The 12,997-nt window shown below is 63.5% G+C and carries 11 protein-coding genes; 6 read left to right on the top strand and 5 right to left on the bottom strand.

The window, feature by feature from the left end; all coding sequences use genetic code 11:
- Nucleotides 1–15: 15 nt before the first annotated feature.
- On the bottom strand, nucleotides 16–435 hold the full coding sequence (locus tag E8Q40_RS08195; protein ID WP_137043919.1) for a hypothetical protein: 420 nt from the start codon (nucleotides 433–435) through the stop codon (nucleotides 16–18).
- 326 nt (nucleotides 436–761) lie between these two features.
- Here E8Q40_RS08195 and E8Q40_RS08190 point away from each other — a divergent pair, with 326 nt between their 5' ends.
- The 3 genes from E8Q40_RS08190 (at nucleotide 762) to hemN (ending at nucleotide 3,934) form a co-directional block, all read left to right on the top strand.
- The gene (locus E8Q40_RS08190; protein ID WP_137043918.1) at nucleotides 762–2,216 is read left to right on the top strand and encodes a hypothetical protein; all 1,455 of its coding nucleotides are present in this window, start codon (nucleotides 762–764) and stop codon (nucleotides 2,214–2,216) included.
- A 168-nt stretch (nucleotides 2,217–2,384) separates the two neighbouring features.
- Complete coding sequence (locus tag E8Q40_RS08185; protein WP_137043917.1) at nucleotides 2,385–2,612, top strand: ChaB family protein; 228 nt, start codon at nucleotides 2,385–2,387, stop codon at nucleotides 2,610–2,612.
- The gene (hemN, locus tag E8Q40_RS08180) at nucleotides 2,576–3,934 is read left to right on the top strand and encodes an oxygen-independent coproporphyrinogen III oxidase (protein ID WP_137043916.1); all 1,359 of its coding nucleotides are present in this window, start codon (nucleotides 2,576–2,578) and stop codon (nucleotides 3,932–3,934) included. The genes E8Q40_RS08185 and hemN overlap by 37 nt, the downstream gene beginning before the upstream one ends.
- A 449-nt stretch (nucleotides 3,935–4,383) precedes the next feature.
- Here the strand turns inward: hemN and E8Q40_RS08175 are convergent, their stop codons facing one another.
- Nucleotides 4,384–5,559, bottom strand: a complete 1,176-nt coding sequence (locus E8Q40_RS08175; protein WP_137043915.1) for a VWA domain-containing protein — start codon at nucleotides 5,557–5,559, stop codon at nucleotides 4,384–4,386.
- 52 nt (nucleotides 5,560–5,611) lie between these two features.
- Nucleotides 5,612–7,738: a TonB-dependent siderophore receptor gene (locus tag E8Q40_RS08170; protein WP_246663035.1), complete on the bottom strand. Its 2,127-nt coding sequence runs from the start codon at nucleotides 7,736–7,738 to the stop codon at nucleotides 5,612–5,614.
- Between the two features lie 442 nt (nucleotides 7,739–8,180).
- Between E8Q40_RS08170 and E8Q40_RS08165 the strand changes: the two genes are divergently transcribed.
- The 3 genes from E8Q40_RS08165 to E8Q40_RS08155 all read left to right on the top strand — a co-directional run bounded on the left by E8Q40_RS08165 (nucleotide 8,181) and on the right by E8Q40_RS08155 (nucleotide 12,216).
- On the top strand, nucleotides 8,181–9,548 hold the full coding sequence (locus tag E8Q40_RS08165; RefSeq protein WP_137043913.1) for a hypothetical protein: 1,368 nt from the start codon (nucleotides 8,181–8,183) through the stop codon (nucleotides 9,546–9,548).
- 143 nt (nucleotides 9,549–9,691) lie between these two features.
- Entirely contained in the window at nucleotides 9,692–11,074 is a 1,383-nt protein-coding gene (locus E8Q40_RS08160) for a hypothetical protein (protein ID WP_137043912.1), read from the top strand.
- A 41-nt stretch (nucleotides 11,075–11,115) separates the two neighbouring features.
- Nucleotides 11,116–12,216, top strand: coding sequence for a CocE/NonD family hydrolase (locus E8Q40_RS08155; RefSeq protein WP_137043911.1), 1,101 nt, complete (start codon nucleotides 11,116–11,118; stop codon nucleotides 12,214–12,216).
- 3 nt (nucleotides 12,217–12,219) lie between these two features.
- Here E8Q40_RS08155 and E8Q40_RS08150 read toward each other — a convergent pair whose 3' ends face one another.
- A complete protein-coding gene (locus E8Q40_RS08150) occupies nucleotides 12,220–12,540 on the bottom strand; it encodes a 2Fe-2S iron-sulfur cluster-binding protein (protein WP_137043910.1) in 321 nt (106 codons plus the stop codon).
- Nucleotides 12,541–12,632: 92 nt separating this feature from the next.
- Complete coding sequence (locus E8Q40_RS08145) at nucleotides 12,633–12,992, bottom strand: Hpt domain-containing protein (protein WP_137043909.1); 360 nt, start codon at nucleotides 12,990–12,992, stop codon at nucleotides 12,633–12,635.
- Nucleotides 12,993–12,997 lie beyond the last annotated feature (5 nt).

The following is a 12,997-nucleotide window of genomic DNA, read 5'->3' as shown; positions in this document are numbered from 1 at the left end:
TCCGATCGGCTGGACTTACTTCTTCTTTTTCTTCTTCACGACCGCCGGCTGCGGCTCCCACTGCGGGTTGGCGTCGTAGGCAGCGTTGACCAGATAGCCGCCGATGATCGGAACCACGCAGGAGCCGATCATCACATGGCCTTCGCGCTGGGTCAGCGGACGGTTGACGACGACGGTGCCAACCATGGTCGAGACCGCGGCGCAGCCCAAAGTGGTGCCAGCAATGGTGCCCCACTGGGAGAACACGCTGCCGTGCTGCCACTTCCACTTCCATTCGTTGACCGCGAAATAGGTCGCGGTCGCGGCCGCACCCGTGGCCACCGCGACGACCTTGAGGCGGTTATCGAAGTGCTTGCGGCCGCCGGCCTCAGCGGTCTGCAGGGTGAAGGTCGTGGCCGCGATCAAGGCAGCGGCCAACGCAACGAAACGTTTCATGTCGATTGTCTCCCCGGGGAATTCTTGAAAGTGAAGCCTGCCCTTGTCCGCTGCTTCGCCCGACAAGTCGAGCGGGCCACAGATGGACCGCCGGCCTTATTCACAGGCCAGATGGCGCGGCGCAAGCCAATTAGCGGTACCCGGCCAGCAGCGCCACCGAAATTTAGACAGCGCCCCAACCCATTGATCAAAATAAGAGATTCTGGCACCACCGCGCTTCGTTAACCCCTCGTTTACCCTTCGTCGTTCACACTCTGTTAGGAATAGTAAACGATTTGATTCGTGCGTCGCTTTGGCCGGGCGGATCGGCGCATCAGGGGAATTCAATGAGCAAATTCGGGGGGTTGTTCGGCCGCAAGTCGAGTGCGGTGTCGAGCGCCATCGATGCCTTGGCGCAGCCATCGCCGACCGAAAGCGAGGCCATCGTCACAGTCGCCAACGGCCCGCTCGAACTCGACGAGGAGCTGTTCTCGGCGCTCGGCGCACAGATCGGCGGCGATAACGAAGCGCTGCGCAACCTGCTGCTCGATGCCAATGCCAAGATCGGCGAGCTCGACGCCATCAAGGCCGCCGTGGGCAAACTGGCCGATCCGGTCAGCAAGACGCTGCGGGCCCTCGAAGCCGAGAAATCCGAAAAGCTCAGCCTGCAGACGGTGCTCAACAACACTCGCACTGCCTACGGCAAGCTGCGCAACGAAGCCGCCGAAATCGAAAAGCGCCTGGAGATTGCCGAGCAGGACGCCGCGGCGTTGCGCCAGGAATTGACGGCGACACAGAACGTGCTGCGCTCGGTGGAAGCCACCAAGGCCGAGATCGCCATCGACATCGCCGCCCGCCGTGCCCAGATCGCCGATCTCGAAGGCAGGCTGGCGCATGAAGCCGGCGAGAATGCCGTGCTGCGCGACGAGAACCGCCGGCTCGACGAACGCGCCACCACCCTGAGCAAGCGCATCATCACGCTGGAATCCGACCTCAACGCGGCGCGCCAGCGCCTGATGATGGCCGACGACGAAAAGCGCGCCCAGAACGCGACGCTCGACAAGATGAGCGTCGAGGCCGCGCGCCTCACTCGCAAGATTTCCGAGACCGAGCAGGCGCTAAACGCCGCGCAAAGCCGGCTGCGCCAGGTCGAAGGCAATTTCGCCGAGCTCAACAATGAACGCGGCCGGCTCGCCGCCGCGCTCGACGAGGCGCATGAACGGCACGGCCACGAGAGCACCAGCCAGCGCATGCGCTACGAGGCGCTGCAGGCCCGCGCCGCGGCGACCGACAGTCTGCTCATCGAGGCACGCGATCATCTGCAGAAGCGCGCCGAGGACATGCGCGAACTCGACCGCCGCTTTGCCGACATGGCCAGCGAGCGCGACACGCTGCAGGCGCGCGTCGCCGACCTTGAAGCCGAGCGACTGCGCCGCGAATCCGAGTTCAAGGAAACCGAGCAGATGCGCGCCACCTTGATGGAGCGCAGCGGCGCGCTGACCCGGGCCTTCAATTCCAAGGAAGCGGCATTGGCCCGCGCCGAAGAGACTGTCGCCGCGCTTCAGGCTCAGATGGCCACGGTTGCCAAGGAGCGCAGCAACGACCGGGCCACGGCCGAGCAGGCCATCGAGGAACTCAAGGCCGCGCTCCAGCGCGAGAAGCTGGACCGTGCGGTGGTCGAAGGCGCGCTGGAAACCGCCCGCAAGGACTTCGCCCGGGTCATGCGCGAGGTGATGAGCCTGCAGCGCCAGCAGCAGGCGGCCGAGGAACACACCGACCCCAAGGCGGCCAACGCCGCCTGAGCACAAATCTTTCGGATTGCGATAAAGCGCCGGGCTCCCCGGCGCTTTTTTATTGCGGGAACTGAAACTTAAGCCCCCCTTACTTGATTTATCGCAAGGAGCCGCACCCGTCTTTCTCTAGCTTTCTTCGATGCGGCGGTAGTCCCGAAACCGCGAGCGAGTTCGCTTATGCCTTACCGCGCCAATCATGACCTGCCGCCTTCGGTCCGGTCGCACCTGCCCGATCACGCGCAGGACATCTATCGGGAAGCGTTCAACAACGCTTTCCGGGCGCATGCGGGTGATGCCGAACGCGAGCGCCGTGCGCACATGATTGCCTGGGCCGCCGTCAAGAAGAGCTATGTGAAGGACGGAGATCGATGGGTTCCCAATCAGCGCCAGAAGCTCGTGTCCTGAGCGGCGCGCTTGCGCTCGCCGAGCGTAATGTTCCGCGTTACACGTCTTATCCATCGGCGCCGCATTTCTCCGCCGCGGTCGGCCCGGCCGAGTATCGCGCATGGCTCGACGCACTGCCGCGCGGCTCGCGCGTGTCGCTCTATATCCACGTGCCGTTCTGCACCGAGCTGTGCCACTACTGCGGCTGCAACACCCGCGCCGTGCGCCGCGTCGAACCGGTCGATGCCTATGCCGAGCACCTGATCGCCGAACTCAAGCTGATCGGCTCGCTCAACGATGCGCGGCTCACGCACTTGCATTGGGGCGGCGGCACGCCATCGATCCTCGGCCCGCAATGGCTCGAAACCATCGCCGCCGAACTCGCCTCGCAGTTCGATCTTTCCGAAATCAAGGAGCACGCCATCGAACTCGACCCGCGGCGGCTGGATCGCAGCATCGTCGCCGCGCTGAAGCGGATCGGCGTCAACCGCGCCAGCCTCGGCCTGCAGGATGCTTCGCCGCACGTGCAGCAGGCCATCGGCCGCATCCAGCCCTTCGAGGACACCGAACGCGTTGCCTCTTGGCTGCGCGAGGCCGGCATCGAGAACCTCAATCTCGATCTGATGTACGGTCTGCCGAGCCAGACCGTCGCCGACGTCACGCGCACCGCTAAACTGGCCTGCGCGCTCAAGCCGCAACGGCTCGCGCTATTCGGCTATGCCCATGTGCCGTGGTTCAAGACGCACCAGCGACTGATCGACACTGCCTCCCTGCCCGGCGCCGCGGAACGCCTCGAACAGGCCACAGTCGCAGCCGACGTGTTCGCGCGCTTCGGCTATGAGGCAGTCGGCCTCGATCACTTCGCTCTGCCCGGCGACGAACTCTCCATCGCAGCGCGAGAGGGCCGGCTGCGCCGCAATTTCCAAGGCTACACCACGGATGATGCCGACGCGCTGATCGGCGTCGGCGCCTCCTCCATCGGCAAGCTGCCGCAGGGCTTCGTACAGAACGCGCCTGATGTCGCCGGCTATTCCCGCAGCATCGCGCACGGCACGCTCGCCACGGTCAAGGGCCTGGCGCTCAGCGAGGACGACCGCCTGCGCGCCGCCATTATCGAACGGCTGATGTGCGATCTGTCGCTCGATCTCGACTCGTTCGGCGGCGTCGCCGACTTTGCCGCCGAGATGACCGCGCTCAAGGACCTGGCGGCGCAGGGCCTCGTCACCATCGACGGGGCGCGCCTTAAGGTGACCGGACCCGGCCGCCCCTTCGTCCGCATCGTCGCCGCGGTATTCGATACCTATCTGGCGGCCGCGCAGAAGCGGCATTCCATCGCGGTCTGATGTCCCAAAGAAAAAGGCGGCCCACAGGCCGCCCCGGCGCGCGTGCTCTTGGTATGCGCGTTAGCCCGCGTCCACGGCGGGCTGGGGCTTCGTCTCGATTATCGGATCATAAATAACGCCGGGCCCGGAACGATCACTGACAACAGCCCGCGCGAGCAGCGGCCCGCTCGGCCACGCCGCGCGGTTGATCGCGGGCGGCTCGCCGGACTGCTTCAGCGGGGCTATTTCAACCCGCTTGTCCCGAATCGCGTTGGTGAATTGGCATCCCATGTTTTTAAAATAGAGAGCCGGCCATAATCCGCATTGATCCAGCACAATGGATGCGGGTACCGGGCGGCCGCGCGGCACGGTATGGCGATGCGATCTAGCCAGTGGTAGCCCGCATGGAGCGAAGTGCAATGCGGGGACGGCCGCTCCCGGATTTCGCTTCGCTCCATCCGGGCTACTATTTACCTCACCAACTCCCGCATCGCCCGATCGAGCCCATCCAGCGTCAACGGATACATCCGCCCGCCCATGAGCTGGCGCATCATGCCGATCGAATGCGTGAAGTCCCATTCTCGCTCCGGCACCGGGTTGAGCCACACGGCGGAGGGATAATTGCGCAGCACGCGGTCGATCCACACCGCGCCCGCCTCCTCGTTATTGTGCTCCACTGAGCCGCCCACCGCCGCAATCTCGTAAGGCGACATCGAGGCATCGCCGACGAAAATAACTTTATAGTCGTGTGGATAGGTGTGCAGCACATCGAAAGTCGGCGTCGTGTCCTGGAAGCGGCGGCGGTTCTCCTTCCACACCTTCTCGTACAGGCAATTGTGGAAGTAAAAATGCTCCATGTGCTTGAACTCGGTGCGCGCCGCCGAGAAAAGCTCCTCGGTCGCCTTGATGTGCCAGTCCATCGAGCCGCCGATATCGAAGAACAGCAGCACCTTCACCGCATTGTGCCGCTCGGGCCGCATGTGGATGTCGAGATAGCCCTTGTGCGCGGTGCCCTGGATGGTGCCGTCGAGATCGAGCTCTTCGGCCGTGCCGGTGCGCGCGAACTTGCGCAGGCGGCGCAGCGCCACCTTGATGTTGCGGGTGCCGAGTTCGACCTGGTCGTCGAGGTCCTTGAACTCTCGCTTGTCCCAGACCTTGACGGCGCGGCGATGCGTTGACTCGCCGCCGATGCGGATGCCTTCCGGGTTGTAGCCACCATTGCCAAACGGCGACGTGCCGCCGGTGCCGATCCATTTCGAGCCGCCCTGATGCCGGCCCTTCTGCTCGGCGAGACGCTGCTTGAGCGTCTCCATTAGCTTGTCGAGACCGCCGAGCGCCTGGATCTGTTTTTTCTCTTCTTCGGTCAGGAATTTGTCGGCGAGCTTCTTGAGCCATTCCTCGGGGATGTTGGCTTCGATCCCCGCCTCGCCCATGAATTCGAGGCCCTTGAACGTGTGCCCGAACACGCGGTCGAACTTGTCGAGGTTGCGCTCGTCCTTCACCAGCGCGGCGCGGGCCAGATAATAGAAATCCTCGACGCGCCGCGAGGCGAGATCGGCGTCCATCGCCTCCATCAGCGTCAGGTATTCGCGCAAAGTCACCGGCACGCCGGCGGCTTTGAGATCGTGAAAGAAATTGACGAACATGCCCCGCCTTATAGCACAGGCGGGGCCGTCGTCTGCTGGCTCCAGAGCCGGCCTATCGCGCCGCGGCCATCCCCGCTGTCGGCGGCAGTGCGTCGAACTTGTAGGTGAGCTGCGCTAGGATCGTGCGCCGAGAACCGAAGAAGCAGTCGCCGCGGCTCAGACACGCCGTGTAGTACACCTTGTCGGTCAGGTTGCTGCCGTTGACCTGGAAGCGCCAGTTCTTGTCCTCCCAGGACACCATCGCGTCCACCAGCGTGTAGCCGGGCGTCTGGATCGTGTCGGTGCCATCCCATACCGAGCCGACATAGCGCACGCCGCCGCCGACCGAGAAGCCGTCGATGCCGAACGCCGAGAAGCGGTGCTTGGCCCACAGCGAGGCCTGATGCTCCGGCACCGTATCGATGTGCTTGCCGGCGTTGTCGCCCTCCTCCACCTTGGCGTCGAGATAGGTGTAGGCGGCGATCAGATCGATATCGTGCGGCAACGTCGCCAGTACTTCGAGCTCGGCGCCGCGGATGCGGGCCTTACCGATCTGCGTGTAACCGAGATTCGAGGCGTCCCAGGTCTTGCGGTTCGTCTGCGTGATGTCGAACAACGCACCGTTGACCGTCAGGCTCTTCGACTGCGAGTACTTGAACCCGACTTCGTACTGCTTGCCATAGACCGGCTTGCATAGGCCGCTCGAGGAGTCGATGCAGCGGTCGTTGCCGTATGGCGCCGAGCCGAACTGCGGATCGAAAGAGCGCGCATAGGAAACATAGGGCGTCAAGCCGAACGGCAGTTCGTACATCAAACCTGCGCGCCAGGTGGTGGCCTTGTCGGTCTGCGCGTCCAGCCCGGCAATGTCGCTGGTCGCCGTATCCTGGCGGACACCGAAAACACCGATGAGCTGCCCCCAGCGCATCTGGTCCTGCGCGTAGAAACCGGTCTGCCGCTGCACCAGACGCGCCGTCGGCGTCATCGTCGGCTCCGTGATCGCCGTATAGGTCGGCGAGTAGAGGTCGAACGGCGTGGTATCGAAATGGCCGCCGGTCGAGCCGGTTTCGTGCATGCGGCGGTAGTCGAAGCCGACGAGAACCTTGTGCGAGACCGGGCCGGTATTGAGTTTCACTTCCGCGTTGGTGTCGGAGGTGAAGGTCTTGCGATGCGAATCCCACCAGTCGACATAGCGCGTGACGGTGCGCTGCGAGGCGTCTAGATAAGCCCAAGGATAGACATAGGCCGTGTGATATGTTCCGTCGATGTCCGAATAGCGCATGTTGTGCGAAACCTTGATGGCGTCGCCGAAGCGGTGCTCGAACAGGCTGGCGATCGAAGCCGTCTCCGTCTGGTAGAGATCGGTGTTGGGATCGCCGGCGAAACGGTTGATCGGAATCTGGCCGTTCGGATTGGAGAAGATCGTACCCGAATGCGGGTAGAAGCCGGTCGACGAGCCGGTCTTGTCCTTCTGATAGGTGGCGATCACGGTCCAGTCGGTCTGATTGGTCGGCTTCCACGTCAGCGACGGCATGACGACCAGGCGATCGTCTTTGACGTAGTCGGTCTGGTAGTCGCTGTCGCGCACGATGCCCACGAAGCGGTAGAGCCACTGGCCATCGGCGGTGAGCTTGCCGGTGTGGTCGGTTTGAAACTGCTTGCGGTTGAAGCTTCCGTACTGAACGCCGAGCTCGTGATGTTCCTTTTCCTGCGGGCGCTTGCTGACCTGGTTGAGCAGGCCACCCACGGTCGTGCTGCCATACAGCACCGATGACGGACCGCGCAGGACCTCCATGCGCTCGAGCATGTAGGGATCGAGACGCTGCGAATTCCACCACGAATTCGTGGTGCGCATTCCGTCAAGATAAGTGTCGGCCGAGATGCCGCGGATCGTAAATGAATCGACGCGGGAATCCGGGCCGTAGGCATCGGCCATCACGCCGGGCGTATAACGCAACGCCTGCTGCACCGTCGTAACGCCCTGGTCCTTCATCTGATCGGCGGTGATGACGCTGATCGATTGCGGCGTCTCTTTGAGCGGCGTGTCGGTCTTGGTGCCGGTGGCAGCACGTTTGGCGGCGTAGCCCTGCACAGGCCCGGTGGCGGTCTCGCCTTCACCCTCGACCGTGATCGTATCGAGTTGCACGGCCGTGGATTGGGCGTAAGCCGGCGAAGCGAACCAGGCTGCAACGGCAGCAATCACGAATCCACGCTTGAAAAACTTCCGACGCTCGACACGATCCAGCATGCGCACCCCAACAACTTTGTTTCTTCGTCGGCCGGAGTTTTTCCGGCCGCGTTTTGTTGGTGTCGTTATGGGTGGCGGCGTTATGCGATGAAAACTCGAAAGTGATCGCGATCGCGGCGCGTGAATTTCAGTTTTGAATTGGTATGGTTGAACGCATTCCGATACCGGACATGGCTTCAAATGCTTCCGGGACCTTTACGGCTGAGACTAATTCAAAACTGTAGAAGATGCGGCAATATGTCGCTAGTTTGGCTCCGAAGCCGTTGATCCACCATGGGTTCTACACCGGACCACTGGAGTTCCCGGGCCTCACAGCCGTAACCCCAAAGCGGCCATAGATCAGCCCTAGTCCGGCTCCGGGGGAGCCGGTAAAAGCCGGTGCCGGAGATTTCCTCGCATGCGCAGCCGCGATCGCGCCCTTTGGGCGTTGAGTATCGTTCTTTCGACCCTGCTCTTGATCGCGCCCGCGCTCTGGAACGGCTTTCCGCTGCTCGAATATGACACTGGCGGCTATCTGGCGCGCTGGTATGAGGGCACGCTGCTCATCAACCGGCCGCTGATCTACGGCCTGTTGCTCACCGCCAATGTGCCCTTCGCCTTCTGGCCGGTCATTATCTTCCAGTCGCTGCTGACGTTCTGGATCCTCGCTGTCGCGCTGCGCACGCATGGATATGGCGGCCGGCCGATGCTGGTGTTCGGCATGATCGCGGTGCTGTCCGTCGTCTCGACGCTGCCCTGGATCACCGCGATCCTCCTGACCGATATCTATAGCGGTCTCGCCATCCTCGCCTTCTACATGTTGCTCGCGCGCTCGGAGCAGCTCACGCGCTTCGAGCACTGGACGTTCGTCCTGTTGATCGCCTGCGCCTGCGCCAGTCACAGCGCCACGCTGGCGGTGATGATGATGCTCTCGGCCGCGTCGATCGTGCTGACCTTGTTCGATCGCGTCCGGCTGCCGCGCATCCGCGTCGCGCAAGGCGTGCTCGCCATCGCGCTCGGCGCCGTTATCGTGCTCGGCACCAACTTCATGCTTGTGAAACGCCTGACCTGGACGCCCGGCGGCTCATCCATGTATTTCGGCCGCATGCTGCAGGCCGGGATCGTGACCAAGTATCTCAACAAAAACTGTCCCGATCCTTCGATCAAGCTATGCGCGATCAAGGACCGCCTGCCCGACAATGCAGATGACTGGTTTTGGGCCAATAAGGACTTCGACGCCCTCGGCCGTTTCGCCGGCATGACTGCCGAAATGCAAAAGGTCGCGTTCGGCGCCGCCGCCGAGTTTCCGCTCGACGTCCTTACATCGACCGTCGAGGCCACCGCCGCACAGCTTGTCGCCGTGCGCAGCGGCGAAGGTGTCGTCAACTGGATCTGGCACACCTACTTCATCGTCAAGGACTGGGCGCCGCAGTTGCAGCCAGCGATGTGGGCGGCGCGCCAGCAGAAGGGCGAAATCTCATTCACGGCGATCAATGCCGTGCACTACCCGGTCGCGCTCATCTCGATGGCGTTCCTGCCGGTGATCCTGATCATGGGCTGGAGCGGCCGCCTGCCCCGCGCCTTCGGCGACCTCGCTTTTGTCTGCATTCTGGCGCTGCTCGCCAATGCCTTCGTCTGCGGCGGGCTGGCCAATCCGCACGACCGCTATGGCGCCCGGATCGTCTGGCTGGCGGTATTTATCGCCGGTTTGGCCTTGCTTCGCCTTCACGAGCAACGCGCCGGATCGGCGGCACCTGCTACCGCCCGCGACATTCTGGCCACCTGATTTCCATAACGCCGTCGAACCAATTTGTTCGGGCCGCGTTCATGTCGCGGCCCATATTTTGCTTTTCATCAAGGATCGCGAGACAGGCGGGGACGTATCGTCGTTTCCGCTCTTGCATGGATCGCCGGCGTTTGGGGGCGTCTATGGCCGATATTCAGATCGCACGACCGGGGCCCCTGGCCGCGCGACGCCCGTTCGCCGGCACGTCGACCGGCGCGTGGATCGTCGCCACGGCCGGCATGATCGCCGCCATGCTGGCGCCGGCGATCTGGAACGGCTTTCCCATCATCTTCCCCGATACCGGCGGCTATTTCACCGCGCCGATGGTGCAGCATATGGCCAATGGCCGGTCGGCGCTGTACGGATTGTTTCTAATTCTCGGGATACCTTTGGCGTTCTGGCCTCCCGTCATCGCGCAAGCGGCGTTGATGGCATGGCTCGTCGTCATGACCTTGCGCGTCAATGGACTGGGCGACCGGCCTTATCTCGCGCTCGGTCTCGTCGCGCTGCTTTGCATCGGCACCAGCCTGCCCTGGTTCGCCGGACAACTGATGCCGGACATCTTCTTTCCAGCGGCGGCACTGTCGCTTTATCTGCTCGCCTATGCCGATGCTGCCGTGGCCCGTTGGGAGCGCTGGCTCCTCGGTGCGGTGATCGCTTTTGCCATGGCGAGCCACATGGCGGCGGCCGGCATGGCCGTCGCAGTGGTCGCCGCCATGGCGCTGACGCATATCCGTCGGCTCGCCTTGCCGCGCGCGCGGCTCGCTTTGGCCGCGGCATCGATCGCCGCCGGTATTGTGCTCGGTCCCGTATCCAATGCGCTGCTCACCGGCAGCTTTGCCTTCACGCCCGGCGGCTCGAGCTTCCTGTTCGGGCGCCTGGTCGAAGACGGCATCATCACGCGTTACTTGAACGAGAACTGCCCCGATCCGACGATCAAGTTGTGCGATTACAAGGACGAAATCCAGGAGGACGCCGATTCATGGCTGTGGTGGGGCGGCTCGCCCCTCTACAAGATGGGCGGTTGGCAGGCCTACGAGCCCGAGGCCAATCGCATCATCCGCGACACGCTCCGCGAATATCCGGCAATGCACATCAAAACCGCCACCGAGGCGGCCGTCGCACAGTTCTTCTCAATCCAGACCGAGGTCGGCATTGACGATAACGGTCCGACCCGCTGGGCTTTCGAAGAGTTTCTCCCCAGGCTCTACCCCATACTCCTCGCCGCCCGCCAACAGGCCGAGCCATTCGATGTTGAGCCGCTGAACTGGCTCCATGTGCCGGTCGGCTATGTATCGATCGCGCTGATGGTCCTGGCGATGATCTTCCGCCGCCGGCTCGGCCTGTCGGAGCGAACCTACGCGCTGTGCCTGACGCTACTTGCCGCGCTCGCCGCCAACGCCGTCATCTGCGGCGTGTTCTCGCATCCGGTCGATCGCTATCAGAGCCGGCTTGTGCTGCTCGCGCCCTTCGTCGTCGCGATCATCGCCGCGCGGCGCTTCATCCACAGCCCGCAGCCAGGCTGACACGGGCATGATATAAACCCCGGTCTTTCGGGGGTATTTCCATGTCGGTTTTTCGACTCGCATTCATCGTGATGCTGACGGCGCTCTTCATCGCGCCGGCCGCCGCGCAGAATTACATTCGCGAAGATTTGCGGGTGCCGAGAGACGGCACCAACGGCAAGGGCCTCGAAACCCTGTTCATCCGGCCCGCCGAAGCCGGACGTTATCCGCTCGTCATCATCAGCCACGGCTCACCGCGCAAGGCCGAAGAGCGCCCGACGATGACGCCTGCCGGTTTCTACATTCCTGCGCTTGAGTTCGCGCGCCGCGGTTTCGCGGTCGCCATCGTCATGCGGCGTGGCTACGGCGATTCCGGCAGCGATATGGCTGAGCACTCAGGCCCCTGCAACAATCCTGATTACATCAGGTCCGGCCGCGCCGGCGCAGCGGATATCAAGGCCGCCATTGTCGCGCTTGGCAAACGATCCGACGTCGATCCGACGCGCGTCATCGCTGTCGGTCAGTCGGCCGGCGGCCTCGCCTCGGTCGCACTCGCCGCCGACCCGCCGCCCGGCCTGGTTGCGGTCATCAATTTCGCCGGCGGCCGCGGCTCGCGCGCCGATTTCGACGTCTGCAAGGAAGAGCGGCTGATCGCGGCCTTCGGCGCCTTCGGCAAGACATCGCGGCTGCCGATGCTGTGGATCTACACCGCCAATGATCACTTCTTCGAACCGAAGCTGGCCGAGAAATTCCATGACGCGTTCAAAGCAGGTGGCGGTCGCGTTCAATTCATCCGCGCGCCGGCCTACGGCAAGGATGGCCATGGTCTATTTTCGATATCAGGCATTCCGCTCTGGACCCGTTACGTCGAGGGTTTCCTCGCCGACCACGATCTCACCCAGCGCGCCACCCCCGCGCCGCTGCCATCTTTGCCGACTCTCGCGGCGCCGCCTCAGTTCGGCGCACGGGGGCGGGAGGCTTTGGCTCAATATCGCCGCGCGCTGGACCCCAAGGCCTTTGCAGTGTCGAGCGATGGTGGTTATTTCGGCTGGCGTTCGGGCCGCCGAACGATTGAGGAAGCGCGACGCGACGCCCTGAAATCCTGTGAAGCCGACAAGAGACAGTGCCACATCCTCTACATCAACGACACCGCGGCGCCGTAGCGACTAAGCCTGCTTCTCCGGCGTGCGCACAACGAGGCCGTCGAGTTCGTCGCTGACCTTGATCTGGCACGACAGCCGCGAGTTCGGCCGCACGTCATAGCCGAAGTCGAGCATGTCCTCTTCCATCGGCGATGGCTCGCCGGTCTTTTCGCGCCACGCTTCCTCGACATAGACATGACAGGTGGCGCAGGCGCAGGCCCCGCCGCATTCGGCCTCGATGCCCGGAATGTTGTTACGGATCGCCGTTTCCATCACGGTCGCACCGTTGTCGGCATCGACGGTGCGCGCGGTGCCGGAGAAATCAATAAACGTAATCTTGGGCATGGGACGAATTCGAAACGCGTTGGGGGAAGCGCCCTGAGAGCGGGCGCGCCCCGTATATAGTCAATCCGGAATGAATGCCAGCCGTAGCCCCGTTACGCTTCGGCACGCTGGCTGAGCAGCTCGGCGATCATGGCGCGGGCCTTGTCCACGGCATCCGCCAGCCGGTCGATCGCGGCCGAACACTCCTCGGCCGAACCCTTGGCGGCACGTTCGGTCAGCTCCGCGGCGCGAGCGACTTCGGCGGCGCCGATACCGGCGGCCGATCCCTTGAGGGTATGAGCCAGCGCGCCGACGCCGGCGCCGTCACTTTTGCGCATGCGCAGGAGCAGGATTTCGGCCTGACGGTCGAATAGCCCGAGCACTTCCTGCTCAAGGCTGTGATTGCCGAGCGTCATGCGGGACAGATGCCCACGGTCGAGCACCACGTCGTTGACCTGCGCCGCGCTTTCCATGGCTG

Origin of the sequence: Pseudolabrys sp. FHR47, assembly GCF_005153485.1 — a bacterium.
Lineage (GTDB): Bacteria > Pseudomonadota > Alphaproteobacteria > Rhizobiales > Xanthobacteraceae > Pseudolabrys.
The sequence above is the reverse complement of the archived record's forward strand: the minus strand, read 5'-3'. Positions and strand labels throughout refer to the sequence as shown.